At 72.5% G+C, this 15,805-nt stretch carries 13 protein-coding genes; 12 read left to right on the forward strand and 1 reads right to left on the reverse strand.

Going from position 1 to position 15,805, the window contains the following annotated elements; all coding sequences use genetic code 11:
* The first annotated feature begins 19 nt into the window (after positions 1 to 19).
* Positions 20 to 976 carry an LLM class F420-dependent oxidoreductase gene (locus ACZ45Q_RS26695; RefSeq protein ID WP_468265826.1) on the forward strand — a complete coding sequence of 319 codons (957 nt, stop codon included), beginning with the start codon at positions 20 to 22 and terminating at the stop codon, positions 974 to 976.
* Positions 977 to 1,063: 87 nt separating this feature from the next.
* Here the strand turns inward: ACZ45Q_RS26695 and ACZ45Q_RS26700 are convergent, their stop codons facing one another.
* Positions 1,064 to 2,866, reverse strand: a complete 1,803-nt coding sequence (locus ACZ45Q_RS26700; protein ID WP_468266069.1) for a glycoside hydrolase family 15 protein — start codon at positions 2,864 to 2,866, stop codon at positions 1,064 to 1,066.
* A gap of 581 nt (positions 2,867 to 3,447) precedes the next feature.
* On the opposite strand from ACZ45Q_RS26700, the gene ACZ45Q_RS26705 reads away from it, so the two are divergent.
* The 11 genes from ACZ45Q_RS26705 (at position 3,448) to ACZ45Q_RS26755 (ending at position 15,801) form a co-directional block, all read left to right on the forward strand.
* Positions 3,448 to 5,097: a CTP synthase gene (locus ACZ45Q_RS26705; RefSeq protein ID WP_468265828.1), complete on the forward strand. Its 1,650-nt coding sequence runs from the start codon at positions 3,448 to 3,450 to the stop codon at positions 5,095 to 5,097.
* A gap of 100 nt (positions 5,098 to 5,197) precedes the next feature.
* Entirely contained in the window at positions 5,198 to 5,824 is a 627-nt protein-coding gene (locus ACZ45Q_RS26710) for an NUDIX domain-containing protein (RefSeq protein ID WP_468265830.1), read from the forward strand.
* Positions 5,825 to 5,993: 169 nt separating this feature from the next.
* Entirely contained in the window at positions 5,994 to 8,024 is a 2,031-nt protein-coding gene (locus tag ACZ45Q_RS26715) for a tetratricopeptide repeat protein (RefSeq protein WP_468265832.1), read from the forward strand.
* A 143-nt stretch (positions 8,025 to 8,167) separates the two neighbouring features.
* Positions 8,168 to 9,283 carry an alanine dehydrogenase gene (gene ald, locus ACZ45Q_RS26720; RefSeq protein WP_468266071.1) on the forward strand — a complete coding sequence of 372 codons (1,116 nt, stop codon included), beginning with the start codon at positions 8,168 to 8,170 and terminating at the stop codon, positions 9,281 to 9,283.
* Positions 9,284 to 9,842: 559 nt separating this feature from the next.
* The gene (locus tag ACZ45Q_RS26725; protein ID WP_468266073.1) at positions 9,843 to 10,835 is read left to right on the forward strand and encodes a ParA family protein; all 993 of its coding nucleotides are present in this window, start codon (positions 9,843 to 9,845) and stop codon (positions 10,833 to 10,835) included.
* Positions 10,820 to 11,398 (forward strand): hypothetical protein, encoded by a 579-nt coding sequence (locus ACZ45Q_RS26730; protein ID WP_468265834.1) that lies wholly within the window; start codon positions 10,820 to 10,822, stop codon positions 11,396 to 11,398. Before ACZ45Q_RS26725 ends, ACZ45Q_RS26730 begins: the two co-directional genes overlap by 16 nt.
* Before the next feature lie 18 nt (positions 11,399 to 11,416).
* Complete coding sequence (locus ACZ45Q_RS26735; protein ID WP_468265836.1) at positions 11,417 to 12,628, forward strand: segregation and condensation protein A; 1,212 nt, start codon at positions 11,417 to 11,419, stop codon at positions 12,626 to 12,628.
* Positions 12,625 to 13,293, forward strand: coding sequence for an SMC-Scp complex subunit ScpB (gene scpB / locus ACZ45Q_RS26740; RefSeq protein WP_468265838.1), 669 nt, complete (start codon positions 12,625 to 12,627; stop codon positions 13,291 to 13,293). Before ACZ45Q_RS26735 ends, scpB begins: the two co-directional genes overlap by 4 nt.
* A complete protein-coding gene (locus ACZ45Q_RS26745) occupies positions 13,293 to 14,357 on the forward strand; it encodes a pseudouridine synthase (RefSeq protein WP_468265840.1) in 1,065 nt (354 codons plus the stop codon). The genes scpB and ACZ45Q_RS26745 overlap by 1 nt, the downstream gene beginning before the upstream one ends.
* Before the next feature lie 212 nt (positions 14,358 to 14,569).
* Positions 14,570 to 15,058 (forward strand): hypothetical protein, encoded by a 489-nt coding sequence (locus ACZ45Q_RS26750; RefSeq protein ID WP_468265842.1) that lies wholly within the window; start codon positions 14,570 to 14,572, stop codon positions 15,056 to 15,058.
* Positions 15,055 to 15,801 carry a hypothetical protein gene (locus ACZ45Q_RS26755; protein ID WP_468265844.1) on the forward strand — a complete coding sequence of 249 codons (747 nt, stop codon included), beginning with the start codon at positions 15,055 to 15,057 and terminating at the stop codon, positions 15,799 to 15,801. Before ACZ45Q_RS26750 ends, ACZ45Q_RS26755 begins: the two co-directional genes overlap by 4 nt.
* Positions 15,802 to 15,805: the final 4 nt, after the last annotated feature.

Consider the following 15,805-nt stretch of genomic DNA (forward strand, 5'->3'; position numbering starts at 1 on the left):
GTGGGGTAGGGGCCGGATCATGGACTTCAGTGTGGTCGCCGCCGCCCGTGAGGACGACAGCCCGATCGACGAGCCGCTGCGGATCGCCGCGGTCGCCGACCGGCTCGGATACGACGAGGTGTGGCTCGGCGAGGGACCTACGTGGGACGCGTTCGTGCTGGCCACGGCCGCCGCCGGGGTCACGGGCCGGGTGGCGCTGACGGCCGGCCCGGTCGCCGTGTCGGTGCGGGACGCCTACAGCCTCGCCCGGGGTGCCGCCTCGACCGCCGCCGTCACCGGACGCCAGGTCGGCGTCGCGCTGGGCACGTCCAGCAAACGGGTCGTCGAGGGCGTGCACGGACGGCCCCGGGTGCGGCCGGCGGCGCTGCTGGAGGAGACGGCGGCGGCGCTGCGGGAGCTGCTGCGCGCCGGACCGGGGGATCCGGCCGCGCCCGGCAGCGGCTTCCGGCGCCGGCAGTTGCCGCCGGGCGGTCCGCTGACCGTGGCGGCGTTCGGGGACCGGGCGATCGCGACCGCCGCCGCGCACGCCGACCGGATGCTGCTCGACGTCGTCTCCCCGGAGCAGGTCGCCGTCCTGCGCGCCAAGCTGGATGCGGCGGCCGAGGAGGCCGGCCGGACGGCGCCGAGGCTGGCCGCGTGGGTGCCGGCCGCCGTCGACCCCGGCCCCGACGCGCTCACGCAGATCCTGCGCAGCGTCGCCGGCTACCTCACCGTGCCCGGCTACCGGGAGATGTTCGCGGCGGCCGGTTTCGGCGAGGCCGTGGAGCTGGCCCGCACCGGCGCCGGCCCCGGCGCCCTGCTGGAGGCGCTGCCCGAGGAGGCCGCGGCCACGGTCGGCCTCGTCGGCGGCCCGGACACCGTCCGGGAGCGGATCGACGCCTACGAGGCGGCCGGCCTCGACGAGATCGCGCTCGTCCCGGCCACGGCGGGCGACCCCGGCGGGGAGCGCACGCTGACCGCGCTCGCTCCCCGGTGACCACCGGCCGACGGGCCCCCGACGCGGCGCGTGAAGCCGGCGCCCACGCCGGGCCGGCCGCCGGCTCTCCGGTGAGGACCGGCCCGGCTAACCCCCGTACGCCCCCGAGGCCGTCAGCCGCAGGGCCGTGTCGATCAGGGGCACGTGGCTGAACGCCTGCGGGAAGTTGCCGACCTGGCGCTGAAGGCGCGGGTCCCACTCCTCGGCCAGCAGGCCCAGGTCGTTGCGGAGCGAGAGCAGCTTCTCGAACAGCTTCCGGGCCTCGTCGACCCGGCCGATCATCGCCAGGTCGTCGGCCATCCAGAAGGAGCAGGCCAGGAAGGCGCCCTCGTCGCCGGGAAGGCCGTCGACGCCCTCGTCCGCGCCCTCCGTCGGATAGCGCAGGATGAACCCGTCCGGCGTGGACAGCTCCCGCTGGATCGCCTCGATGGTGCCGATGACCCGCTTGTCGTCCGGCGGGAGGAAGCCCATCTGCGGGATCAGCAGCAGCGACGCGTCCAGCTCCCGGGAGCCGTACGACTGGGTGAAGGTGTTGCGCTCCTTGTCGTAGCCCTTCTCGCACACGTCCCGGTGGATGTCGTCGCGCAGCTGCTTCCAGCGCTCCAGCGGGCCGTCGGCGTCCCCGGACTCGATCAGCTTGATGGTGCGGTCCACCGCGACCCAGGCCATGACCTTGGAGTGCACGAAGTGCCGGCGCGGTCCGCGCACCTCCCAGATGCCCTCGTCCGGCTCCTGCCAGTGGTCCTCCAGGTAGCGGATCAGCTTCAGCTGGAGCAGTGAGGCGTAGTCGTTGCGCGCCAGGCCCGTCATGTGGGCCAGGTGCAGCGCCTCGGTGACCTCGCCGTACACGTCCAGCTGGAGCTGGTGCGCGGCGCCGTTGCCGACCCGGACCGGCGCGGAGTTCTCGTAACCGGGCAGCCAGTCCAGCTCCGCCTCGCCCAGCTCGCGCTCACCGGCGATGCCGTACATGATCTGAAGGTTCTCCGGGTCGCCGGCGACCGCGCGCAGCAGCCACTCGCGCCAGGCGCGGGCCTCCTCGCGGTAGCCGGTGCGCAGCAGCGAGGACAGGGTGATCGCCGCGTCGCGGAGCCAGGTGTAGCGGTAGTCCCAGTTGCGGACGCCGCCGATCTCCTCCGGCAGGGAGGTGGTGGGCGCGGCGACGATGCCACCGGTCGGGGCGTAGGTCAGGGCCTTGAGGGTGATCAGCGAACGGATCACGGCCTCGCGGTACGGGCCGTGGTACGTGCAGTGCTCCACCCACTCGCGCCAGAAGTCCTCCGTCGCCGCCAGCGACTGCTCCGGCTCCGGCAGCGGCGGCGGCTCCTTGTGGGAGGGCTGCCAGGAGACGGTGAACGTGAGGCGGTCACCGGGAGCGACGGTGAAGTCCGCGTACGTCGTCAGGTCCTTGCCGTAGGTCTCCGCGGGTGTGTCGAACCACACGGAGTCCGGGCCGGCGACCGCCACCGTGCGTCCCTCGTGCTTGTGCACCCACGGCACCACCCGGCCGTAGCTGAACCGCATCCGCAGCTCCGAGCGCATCGGAACCCGGCCCGAGACGCCCTCGACGATCCGGATGAGCTGCGGGGCGCCGTCACGCGGGGGCATGAAATCGGTCACGCGGACCGTGCCGCGCGGGGTGTCCCACTCGGATTCCAGGACCAGCGAGTCTCCGCGGTAGCTGCGCCGTGCCGCCGCCGGGGGCTCGTTCTCCGCGGCGTGGGCGGGGCCCAGCCGCCAGAAGCCGTGTTCCTCGGTGCCCAGCAGACCGGCGAAGATGGCATGCGAGTCGAAGCGGGGCAGGCACAGCCAGTCGACTGTCCCGTCCCGGCAGACCAGTGCGGCGGTCTGCATGTCTCCGATGAGTGCGTAGTCTTCGATGCGCCCGGCCACGTGCATCTCCAGTCGAACGGCCACGTCACCCCGCAGGGGGGCGGTCGCTAGTGCGGTCAAGGGGGGTCAGGGGGGTCAAGCGTGTTGTCGTGCGTCGTTGAGCGATGAAGCAAAGCAGTCGCCCGGCCCGGAGGCCAAATGAGGTGACACCAAACGACAATTGTTGCTCAACGAACTGACGAGCTCTCGTTGTTCCGGTGCTGACGGACGAGGGGTGGTGCCGCGACGCCGGCGGGCTCGGCAGTGAATGTCCGAGCAGGATACGACGCACGTAGATGATCTGTGAGCCGCTCCGGGCAACGCGAGGGGGCCGAACGAGTGAGCGGCGGGTGAGAATCCGGTGACGCACGCGCGTACGTGTCGGTCCGTGCGCGGAGCGTGGCGCGGACGGGCGCCCGGCGCCCGGCGCGGACGGCTGCCCGGAGCGTGGCCGGAAGCCATCGCCCCGAGGCGCTGATACGCTGGTAGCCCGTGGACCGGTGGGCAAGCAAACCCCCGAACCGCAGCGGCGCCACCCCCGGAGATCTCCGGCAGGCCGCACCGCACCCCCATACCGAGACCACGGGAGCCCCCTCTTGGCCATGCCGCCCAAATCGTCGACGACCAAGCACATCTTCGTCACCGGGGGTGTCGCCTCCTCTCTGGGCAAGGGGCTGACCGCCTCCAGCCTCGGCATGCTGCTCAAGGCGCGGGGCCTGCGCGTCGTGATGCAGAAGCTCGACCCGTACCTCAATGTCGACCCTGGCACGATGAACCCCTTCCAGCACGGTGAGGTGTTCGTCACCAACGACGGCGCCGAGACCGACCTGGACATCGGACACTACGAGCGCTTCCTCGACCGCGACTTGGACGGCTCCGCCAACGTCACCACCGGACAGGTGTACTCGACGGTGATCGCCAAGGAGCGCCGCGGCGAGTACCTGGGCGACACCGTGCAGGTCATCCCGCACATCACCAACGAGATCAAGCACCGTATCCGCCGGATGGCGACCGACGAGGTCGACGTCGTGATCACCGAGGTCGGCGGCACGGTCGGCGACATCGAGTCGCTGCCGTTCCTGGAGACCGTCCGCCAGGTGCGGCACGAGGTCGGCCGGGACAACGTGTTCGTGGTGCACATCTCGCTCCTGCCGTACATCGGCCCCTCGGGTGAGCTGAAGACGAAGCCGACCCAGCACTCGGTCGCCGCCCTGCGCAACATCGGTATCCAGCCGGACGCGATCGTGCTGCGCTGCGACCGCGAGGTGCCCACCGCGATCAAGCGGAAGATCTCGCTGATGTGCGACGTCGACGAGGCCGCCGTGGTGGCCTGCCCCGACGCCCGTTCGATCTACGACATCCCGAAGACCGTGCACGGCGAGGGCCTGGACGCCTACGTCGTCCGCAAGCTGGACCTGCCCTTCCGCGACGTGGACTGGACGACCTGGGACGACCTGCTCGACCGCGTCCACAAGCCCGCGCACGAGATCACGATGGCGCTGGTCGGCAAGTACATCGACCTGCCCGACGCCTATCTGTCGGTCACCGAGGCGCTGCGTGCGGGCGGCTTCGCCAACCGGGCCCGCGTGAAGATCAAGTGGGTCACCTCGGACGACTGCAAGACCCCGGCCGGCGCCAAGGCCCAGCTCGGCGACGTCGACGCCATCTGCATCCCGGGCGGCTTCGGCGACCGGGGCGTGCTCGGCAAGGTCGGCGCGATCAAGTACGCCCGCGAGAACAAGATCCCGCTGCTCGGCCTCTGCCTGGGCCTCCAGTGCATCGTGATCGAGGCCGCGCGGAACCTGGCGGGCATCTCGGACGCCAACTCCACCGAGTTCGACCCGGCCACCGCCCACCCGGTCATCTCCACCATGGCCGAGCAGCTCGACATCGTCGCCGGCGAGGGCGACATGGGCGGCACCATGCGGCTGGGCATGTACCCGGCGAAGCTGGCCGAAGGCTCGATCGTGCGCGAGGTGTACGACGGCAAGGAGTACGTCGAGGAGCGCCACCGCCACCGCTACGAGGTGAACAACGCCTACCGCGCGGAGCTGGAGAAGAAGGCCGGCATCGTCTTCTCGGGCACCTCCCCGGACGGCAAGCTCGTGGAGTACGTGGAGTACCCGCGCGAGGTCCACCCGTACCTGGTCGCCACGCAGGCGCACCCCGAGCTGCGCTCGCGTCCGACGCGTCCGCACCCGCTGTTCGCCGGCCTGGTGAAGGCCGCGGTCGAGCGGAAGAGTTCCAAGTAGCACAACAGTTGTACGGTGGCCGGGGCGCGCGCATTCAAACGGCGCGGGCCCCGGCTTTCTTTGTGCACGTCGGTACGTCGGGAAGGGCGAAGAGCAGCGTATGACGATCAAGGACACCCCGGAGGAGTGGGAGATCCGGGCGACGCGGACCCCGTTCACGGGCAACAAGACCTCGGTCCGCACGGACGACGTGGTCATGCCCGGCGGCAGTGTCGTCACCCGTGACTACCAGGTCCACCCCGGCTCCGTGGCCGTCCTCGCCCTCGACGACGCCGGCCGGGTCCTGGTCATCCGGCAGTACCGCCACCCGGTGCGCCAGAAGCTGTGGGAGATCCCGGCCGGCCTGCTCGACGTCCCCGGCGAGAACCCGCTGCACGCCGCGCAGCGCGAGCTGTACGAGGAGGCCCACGTCAAGGCCGAGGACTGGCGGGTGCTGACCGACGTCTACACCACGCCCGGCGGCTGCGACGAGGCGGTGCGGATCTTCCTGGCCCGGCAGCTGTCCGAGGCCGAGGGCGAGCGCTTCGAGGTCGAGCACGAAGAGGCCGACATGGAGCTGGAGCGGGTGCCGGTGGAGGACCTGGTCCGGGGCGTGCTCGCCGGTGAGCTGCACAACAACTGCCTCGTGGTGGGCGTGCTCTCGCTCGTCGCCGCGCAGCACGGCGACGGGCTCGACGCGCTGCGCCCGGCGGAGGCGCCCTGGCCCGCGCGCCCGTTCGAGGCGTAGCGCTCGCGGGCCCGCTCACCCGGCCGTCGGTCCTACGATCTGCTGATCCGATCGGGCGACGTGTCCGCCGCGCTCCTCCCGGAACGCACCCGCGCCTGAACTAGGCTCGGGAAACGCCCGAACCGGGGTTCCGGCGGGCGCCGGTGCGCGGTGGGATCGGGAGTGGCCCGTGACGGATCAGGCGGTGGACACGGACGGTGTACGGCTGTCGGACGAGGCTGTCGAGGGGTGCCGGTTCCTGGGCCGGACCCGGGAGCTGAAGGAGCTGCGCGCCGACATCGAGCGCGCCGGACTCGACACCCTCTCCGGCCGCAAGGCCCCCCGCGCGCGCGTGCTGCTCATCGCGGGCCGGCCCGGCTCGGGCCGCACGGCACTCGCCGAGGAACTCGTCGCCCGGATCTCGGCCGACTACCCCGACGGGGTGCTGCGGGCCCGGCTGAGCGAACCGGACGGCACCCGCGTGCCCGTCGGCCGGCTCGCCCGGGAGCTGCTCGCCGGGCTGGCACTGCCTGCCCCGCCCGGTGCCGCCGAGGACGACCTCACCGAGGCGCTGCGGACGGCCCTGGCCGAGCGCCGCGCCCTGCTCCTGCTGGACGACGCCGCCGACTCCGAACAGGTCGACGCCCTCCTGCCGGACTCCCCGGACTGCCTGGTCGTTGCCGTCGCCGAGGGCCCGCTGACCGGTGTCGCCGACGTCCGCCCGTGCACGCTCGGCGGCCTGGACACCAAGTCCGCCGTGGAGCTGCTGTCCGGGCGCATCGGCTCCGTCCGCGTCACCGTCGACCCGCGCGCCGCCGAGCTGCTCGTCGAGGAGTGCCAGGCGCAGCCCGCCGCGCTGGTCCTGGCCGGCGGCTGGCTGGCCGCCCGTCCGAAGGCCGCCGTCGCCGACCTCGCCAAGCATCTGCGGGCCGAGGGCGGCGACGAGGGCAGCCCGGTCGGCCGGGTCTTCCGGCTCGTCCACAAGTCCCTGCCCAGCGCCGCCGCCCGGATGCTGCGGCTGCTCTCCCTCGCCCCGGCCGGCCTGGTCGACCCGCACACCGCCGCCGCGCTCGCCGGCTGCTCGGTGAACAGCGCCCGCACCGCGCTGGACGACTTCGCGGCGCTCGGGCTGCTGCGCGCGGTGGACTCCCCGCTGCCCCAGTACGAGGTCCCCGGCTGCCTGCAACCGCGGCTCAGGGCCCTCGCCGAGACCCACGACCGGCCGGGGGAACTCCAGCTCGCCCGGGCCCGCATGCTGGAGCGGTACGTCCGGCTGCTCCAGTCCTGCCGGGCGATCACCGAGACCGACAGCCCCCGGGCCCGCGAGAAGCTGCTCGGCATGCCGCGCGCCGTGCGGTTCCCGACCCCCCGGGCCGCCTCCGACTGGCTGCGCCTGCGCCGGCCCGCCCTGCTGGCCGCGGCGCGCCTCGCGGTCGCCGACGGGGAGCTGGACACCCTCGCCCGGCGGCTGATGTCCCAGCTGGTGCGGGCCATGGTCGCCCACTTCGGCACCCAGGCGGCGGCCCCCGACCTGTACGGCATCCACCGGCTCGTACTGGACGTGGCCGAGCGCCGTGACCTGCCCCGCGAGCAGGCGGCGGCCCTGCTGAACCTGGCCGACCTGGACGCCCGGACCGGCCGCACCACCGAGGCGCTGGCGCGCTACCGGGCGGCGCTGGACGCCGGACGGCGGGCGAACGACCCGTACGCGACCGGACGCGCGATGGAATCCGTAGGCGGCGCCCACCTGGAGCTGGGCGACTACGACCGGGCCGCCGACTGGTTCGGCCGGGCCCTCGCCCAGCGGCTCGCCCGGGACGAGCGCACGGACGCCGCCCGGCTGTACGGCCGGATCGCCGCCGCCCACACCTACGCGGGCCGCTACGGCGAGGCGCTGCGCAACTGGCGGGCGGCCGTCGCCGGCCACCGCAAGGCCGGCGATGTGGCCGCCCACGCGCGGGCGTTGAGCGAACTGGCCCGGGTGCAGGAGTACGCCGGACGCCTGGAGGAGTCGCTGTGCACCTGCCAGGAGGCCGCCGACTGGGCGCGCACGGCGGAGGACGTCCGGCTCCAGGCGGCGCTGCATCTGAGGATGGCCGACACCCTGGACCGCCTCGGCGATCCGGCGGCGGCCGGGCTGCACCGGAGCGCTGCCGAGCGGATGCTGGAGGCAGACCGGCTTGAGACCTGCGAAATCCGCAGTCCATCCGTCCAAGATTAATGCTTTGAAAGGCTAGACAGCGGGAACACCTTCATTAGACTGGCTCTGCCGCACGTTCTCCTGCGGTCTCTCCCGGTGTGCCCGCGTATGAGTGGGTATGCCTTGTAATAGCCCTATCGTCTGAGCCAAGGACCGTGATCGACGTGAAGGTCGGCATTCCCCGCGAGGTCAAGAACAACGAGTTCCGGGTGGCCATCACCCCGGCCGGCGTGCACGAGCTGGTGCGCCACGGCCACCAGGTCGTCATCGAGCGCGGCGCAGGCGTCGGCTCCTCGATCACGGACGCCGAGTACACCGCCGCCGGCGCGCAGCTGCTCGACACCGCCGACGAGGTCTGGGCCGCCGCCGACCTGCTGCTGAAGGTCAAGGAGCCCATCGCGGAGGAGTACCACCGCCTCCGCAAGGACCAGACCCTCTTCACCTACCTGCACCTGGCCGCCTCCAAGGAGTGCACGGACGCCCTGCTGGAGTCCGGCACCACCGCCATCGCCTACGAGACGGTCGAGCTGGCCAACCGGGCCCTGCCGCTGCTCGCCCCGATGTCCGAGGTCGCGGGCCGGCTGGCCCCGCAGGTCGGCGCCTACCACCTGATGCGCGCGGCCGGCGGCCGTGGCGTGCTGCCGGGCGGCGTGCCGGGTGTGACCCCGGCCAAGGCCGTCGTCATCGGCGGCGGCGTCTCCGGCTGGAACGCCACCCAGATCGCCGTCGGCATGGGCTTCGACGTGACCCTGCTGGACCGCGACATCAACAAGCTGCGCGAGGCCGACAAGATCTTCGGCACCAAGGTCAAGGCCGTCATGTCCAACTCCTTCGAGCTGGAGAAGGCCGTCCTGGAGGCCGACCTCGTCATCGGCGCGGTGCTCATCCCCGGCGCCAAGGCCCCGAAGCTGGTCACCAACGAGCTGGTCTCCCGGATGAAGCCGGGAAGTGTCCTTGTCGACATCGCGATCGACCAGGGCGGCTGCTTCGAGGACTCCCGCCCCACCACGCACGCCGAGCCGACCTTCCCGGTCCACGACTCGGTCTTCTACTGCGTCGCCAACATGCCGGGCGCGGTGCCCAACACCTCCACCAACGCCCTGACCAACGCCACGCTGCCGTACATCGTGGAGCTGGCCGACCGCGGCTGGGTCGAGGCGCTGCGCCGCGACCCCGCGCTGGCCAAGGGGCTCAACACCCACGACGGCAAGGTCGTTTACAAGGAGGTCGCCGAGGCGCACGGCCTGGAGTACACCGACCCGGCCACCCTGCTCGGCTGACCCGCGCACGACCCGCCGAGGCCGACGACCCGGCCAAGTCGTCATCGCGTAAAGGCGATACGTCAACACCTGTCGTCAACCCCGCACATCCGGCCGGACCTTGCCCGACAAGGTCCGGCCGGATGTGTGTATGGTCACTTTGCGATTCTCGGCCAACTCGCCTCGAACGTAACGCTTCAACCGATTCGCGCACCGGTGAAACCTGCTGTGCGACGGCCGTACGCCCTTGACAGAGGGGTGTTTCATTGCCGACACATCGGGCCGGGTCCGGCGGATTGTGTTGCTGCGGACCCTCGACACGCCATAGAGTCGCCAACCGTCGGCATGGTGCCACGCTGACCTGTCTAGAAGTTCCCTGGTCACCAAGGAGGTAAGACGACTTGTGAATGAGTCGACATTTACTCCCGGGGGTGGTCAACCAGGAACGCCGACCGGGGTCCAGGGTCCCGGGCGGTACGAGGCTGTCGGCTCCGTCGCGGTACGCACCTTCGCAGCCCACCAGAGTCCGCAGGCAACTCAGACAGCACACCAGAGCATGGATGGCCAACACGTGAACGCCATGTCCGGCGACGGAAGTGGCGCACCCCGCAACCACTTCGCCGACTACGACGAACTGCCCGAGGGGCACTTCTACGACCCCGACGCCGAGTACGAGCCCGATCCGGAGTACGCGGCCACGCTGGCGCCCGACGCGGCCCGCCAGCGCCGTGAGCGCATCGGCCCGACGGGGCGCCCGCTGCCGTACTTCCCGATCCCGGGCCCGCTGACCGACCACGGTCCCGCGAAGATCATCGCGATGTGCAACCAGAAGGGCGGCGTCGGCAAGACGACGTCCGCCATCAACCTGGGCGCCGCGCTCGCGGAGTACGGGCGCCGGGTGCTGCTCGTCGACTTCGACCCGCAGGGCGCGCTCTCGGTCGGCCTCGGCGTCAACCCGATGGAACTCGACCTCACCGTCTACAACCTGCTCATGGAGCGGGGGATGGCGGCCGACGAGGTGCTGCTGAAGACCGCGGTCCCCAACATGGACCTGCTGCCCAGCAACATCGACCTGTCGGCGGCCGAGGTGCAGCTGGTGAGCGAGGTCGCCCGCGAGTCCTCGCTCCAGCGCGCGCTCAAGCCGCTGCTGCCCGACTACGACTACATCGTGATCGACTGCCAGCCCTCGCTCGGCCTGCTCACGGTCAACGCGCTGACGGCCGCCCACAAGGTGATCGTCCCGCTGGAGTGCGAGTTCTTCGCCCTGCGCGGTGTGGCGCTGCTGACCGAGACCATCGAGAAGGTCCAGGAGCGGCTCAACCCGGAGCTGGAGCTCGACGGGATCCTCGCCACGATGTACGACTCGCGCACGGTGCACAGCCGCGAGGTGCTCGCGCGCGTCGTCGAGGCGTTCGACGACCACGTCTACCACACGGTCATCGGGCGCACGGTCCGCTTCCCGGAGACCACGGTCGCCGGTGAGCCGATCACCACGTACGCCTCCAACTCCGTCGGCGCCGCCGCCTACCGCCAGCTCGCCAGGGAGGTGCTCGCCCGGTGTCACGCCGAGTGAGTCTGCCGGGGGCCGACGAACTCTTCCGTACGACAGGGGGAATGGGGCTTCAGCCGTCCGCCCCGCGCCGCCAGGCGAACGGTGAGGCCCGGGTGCCGGCGCCCGCGGGGGAGAGCGACCAGGCCGCCGCCGAGGACGCGCCGCAGTCGGTGCCCGCGCAGGGCGGCGACGGCGAGGGCGCCGAGCACGTCGCGGCGGCGGACGCGGACGCGACCGCGTCCGGGGAGTCGCGCAGCCGGGGCGCGGAGCGCTCGGCGCGCCGCGCGGCCGCCCGCGCGGGTGCGCAGGAAGGTTCGGCCGCGTCCGCCGCCCAGCCCCGCAAGCGCGGCCGGGCCGCCACCCGCCGGCCCAGCGGCCGGGAACGGCACGACGAGAAGATCACGGTCTATGTCTCCGCCGAGGAGCTGATGGACCTGGAGCACGCCCGCCTGGTCCTGCGGGGCGAGCACGGACTGGCCGTCGACCGCGGCCGGATCGTCCGCGAGGCGGTCGCCGTGGTCCTCGCCGACCTGGAGACCCGCGGGGACGCCAGCATCCTCGTACGACGGCTGCGCGGGCGGTAGCGGTAGCCTGCGGGGGCCATGACCTCGAACGACACCCCCCGCCCCCGCGCCGGCACGCCCACCGGGCGCCGACGCGCACTGGGGCGGGGCCCGGGCACGGCGCCGCCGGCCACCCCGGAGCCGCCGGCCGACGCCACCTCGCCGACCCCGGAGCCGTCCCCTGAGGACACCCGGCCGCCCGCCTCGGACGCGGAGCCCGCCTCCGAGGCACTCGCCCGGCCGTCGGCGCCCGCCCCCGAGCCGGCCCCTGAGGGCGCCCGGCCGTCGGCGCCCGCCGAGCCGGTGACGGCCGCACCGGAGCCGCTCGACCCGCCGGAGCCGTCCGGCCCGGGATGCTCCTCGGTGCACGCCGGCGAGGGCGCGGGGGAGCCGCGTCGTGAGGGCAAGGGCGAGGGCGGTGAGGCGGGGGAAGCCGATGACGCCCGGTTCACGGTTCGGCTGGCGAACTTCGAGGGGCCCTTCGATCTGCTGCTCCAGTTGATCGCCAAGCACAAGCTGGACGTCACCGAGGTCGCCCTGTCCAGGGTGACCGACGAGTTCATGGCGTACATCAGGGCGCTGGGACCGGACTGGGACCTGGACGAGACGACCGAGTTCCTCGTCGTCGCCGCGACGCTGCTCGACCTGAAGGCGGCCCGGCTGCTGCCCGCGGCCGAGGTGGAGGACGAGGCCGACCTCGCGCTGCTGGAGGCCCGCGACCTGCTGTTCGCGCGCCTGCTCCAGTACCGCGCGTACAAGCGGATCGCGGAGATCTTCAGCGAGCGCCTCGACGCCGAGGCCCGCCGCCACCCCCGTACCGTCGGCCTCGAACCGCACCACGCCGAGCTGCTGCCCGAGGTGGTCATCAGCATCGGGCCCGAGGGCTTCGCCAGGCTGGCCGTGAAGGCGATGCAGCCCAAGCCCAAGCCGCAGGTGTACGTCGAGCACATCCACGCGCCCCTGGTGAGCGTGCAGGAGCAGGCCGGGATCGTCGTCGCCCGGCTGAAGGAGCTGGGCGAGGCGAGTTTCCGGGCGCTCGTCGCCGACACCGACGACACGCTGACCGTCGTGGCCCGCTTCCTGGCCCTGCTGGAGCTGTACCGGGAGAAGGCCGTCGCCCTGGACCAGGAGACCGCCCTCGGTGAGCTGCTGGTCCGCTGGACCGGCGGGGACGGCGACGCCGCCCCGATGGTGACCGACGAGTTCGACCGGCCGCCCGAGCAGCCGAAGGAGGAGGAGAGGAAGACGTGAGCGAGGAAGTCACCGAGGCACCGGCGGACGGCCCCCGCACCGTCGCCGGCCTCGATCTGAAGCCCGCCCTGGAGGCCGTCCTCATGGTCGTGGACGAGCCCGCGACCGAGGAACTGCTCGCCAGGACACTCCAGCGGCCCCGCCGCCAGGTCGCGGACGCGCTGCGCGAGCTGGCGGACGAGTACACCGTCCAGGGCCGCGGCTTCGAGCTGCGGCTCGTCGCGGGCGGCTGGCGCTTCTACACCCGCCCCGAGTACGCCGCCGCCGTCGAGGGCTTCGTCCTGGACGGCCAGCAGGCCCGGCTCACCCAGGCCGCGCTGGAGACCCTCGCCGTGGTCGCCTACCGCCAGCCGGTCAGCCGCAGCCGCGTCTCGGCGGTGCGCGGAGTGAACTGCGACGGCGTGATGCGCACGCTCCTTCAGCGGGGTCTGATCGAGGAGGCGGGCACGGAACCCGAAACAGGTGCGATCCTGTACGTGACGACGAACTACTTCCTGGAGCGGATGGGCCTGCGCGGCCTGGACGAGCTACCGGAGCTGGCGCCCTTCCTCCCGGAGGCGGAGGCGATCGAGGCCGAGACCCAGGAAGGCGTGCCGTCGTTCGATCCGGACGCCCCGGACACGGACGACGGTCCCAGGATCAACACGACGACGACGGAACTTTGATGCGAAGCAGCGGCAGCGGCAAGAGCGGTGGGCGCGGTAACTACCGCGGCGCCGGCAACAACAGGGACCAGAAGCAGGGCGGCCAGGGCCGTCCCCGCAAGCCCCGCCCCGAGGAGCGCCGCTACGACGTGGGCCCCGGGGCGACCAAGGACGGCCCCAAGTCCGGGCGCGGCGGCACGGCCCGCGGCGGCACCAAGGGCGGGCCGCAGAAGCCCCAGCAGCGCGGGCGCAGCGCCCCGGCCCGGTCCCGCGAGTACGAGGCACGGGTCGAGGAGCGCAACCGCGAGCGGTACGCGGGCAGGAAGGACGTCAAGCTGCCCAAGACCTTCCCGGGCGCCGAGCAGGAGGGCGAGCGGCTCCAGAAGGTGCTCGCTCGCGCCGGCTACGGCTCCCGGCGGGCCTGCGAGGAGCTGATCGACCAGGCCCGCGTCGAGGTCAACGGCGAGATCGTCACCGAGCAGGGCAAGCGGGTCGACCCGGAGAAGGACGAGGTCAAGGTCGACGGCCTGACCGTCGCCACGCAGTCGTACCAGTTCTTCGCCCTCAACAAGCCGGCCGGAGTCGTGTCGACCATGGAGGACCCGGAGGGGCGGCAGTGCCTCGGGGACTACGTCACCAACCGCGAGACGCGGCTCTTCCACGTCGGCCGGCTGGACACCGAGACCGAGGGCGTCATCCTGCTCACCAACCACGGTGAGCTGGCCCACCGGCTGACCCACCCCAAGTACGGCGTGAAGAAGACCTACCTCGCGCACATCGTGGGCCCGATCCCGCGCGACCTCGGCAAGCGCCTGAAGGACGGCATCCAGCTGGAGGACGGGTACGCGCGCGCGGACCACTTCCGGGTCGTGGAGCAGACCGGCAAGAACTACCTGGTCGAGGTCACCCTGCACGAGGGCCGCAAGCACATCGTGCGGCGCATGCTCGCGGAGGCCGGCTTCCCGGTCGACAAGCTGGTGCGCACCGCCTTCGGCCCGATCACGCTGGGCGACCAGAAGTCGGGCTGGCTGCGCCGGCTGTCGAACACGGAGGTCGGGATGCTGATGAAGGAGGTCGACCTCTAGAACCCGGTGGGCCTCTGGTGGACCACCGGTGGACCCCCGGCCGCGGTGCGGTGGCGGTGACTTTGTGGCGCATGTGTCACTGGCCGGTAACTGGTGTCCCACGCTCCGTAGTTGAACGATATTCTTGTCGTCATGGGTGATGGACCGTCATACGCGGTCCGCCGACACCCCGACTCCAGGGCACGCGTCACTTCGAGGACTGGGGGAGTCCTATGTCGCAGTTGCTGGCCGCCGCCGACACCATCGCGCCCGTCATCGCCACCGTCGCCGCCGGGTTCGGCGGAGCCGTCGTCCAGTCGGCGCAGAACCAGGCGGCGGACGGCGTGGTGCAACGGGGGCGCGAACTGGTGGAGAACCTCCTGGCGCGCCGGTCCGGCGCCGCGGCGGAGGACCCGGAGGCCGCCGCCGCGGTGGAGCGCATCGAGCTGCTGACCGAACAGGAGCGGCTGGCGCTGGACACCGCGGTCGGCAAGTGGCTGGACGCGCGCTTCGGTGAGCGGCCGGCGGATCTGCTGGCGCTGATCCGGCAGGAGGCCGGGGCGGCCGAGCGCGGGGAGCACGGCGTCCCCCGGTCCGTCACCGTCAACGCCTCGGGCGAGGGCGCCGTGGGCATCGGGGTCGTGCACAACCTCGGCGGCCTGCACATCGGGGGCCGCCCCCGAACGGAGTCGAGAGAGGAGCCCGGGGAGACCGGGCGGTGAGCCGGCAGGACGTCAACGTCAACGTCGCGGGCGCCGGCTCGGTCGGCATCGGCAGCGTGGGCCGGGCGACCCTGAGCCTGCTGGGCGGGGACTGGCGGGAGGTCGCCGAGGGTGTCCGGCGCTGGAACGGCTGGAACTGGCCGCAGTTCTTCCTGGTGCTGCTGCTGGACACCGTGGCGTTCCTCATGGCCCCCGACGGCCCGGCCCGCCAGCTCGGCTGGGTGTACGCCGCGATGGTGACGGCCCTGGTGCTGTCCTTCTGCCGGGTGGCGGGGCTCGTCGGCGTCCTGGCGGGCAAGGGCGGGCGCCGGACGTTCCTGCCGCAGTCCGTCTCGCTCGGCTGCGTGGTCCTCGCGTCCCTGAGCATCGCCGGCATGAGCCACTACGCCGACCACGGCGAGGCGGACGTCACCGGACGGGCCCGGATCGCTGCCGGCAAGCCCCTGGAGGACGGCGAGCGGCTGGTCGTCACCGTGCCGAACGAGCCGCACCGGGACCATCTGCGGCTCGGACTGGTGCTCACCGACGCCGCCCCCGGGGCGCAGTCCTGCGTCCCGGCCACCACCTACGACGCCAGGCTCAGGGGCGGCGGCGCCCGCACGGTCGAGGGCCTCCGCAGCGGGGAGACGTTCTCCCTGCCGCTGGGCGGCATCCGGGGCGACGTCCAGGTGGAGGCCGTCCTCCACTCCGATCCGGGGTGCCGCATGGAGGTCTCGGTGGCCAAGGCGGCCCTGCACGACTGAGCCG

It is taken from the genome of Streptomyces sp. NPDC031049 (assembly GCF_055571015.1).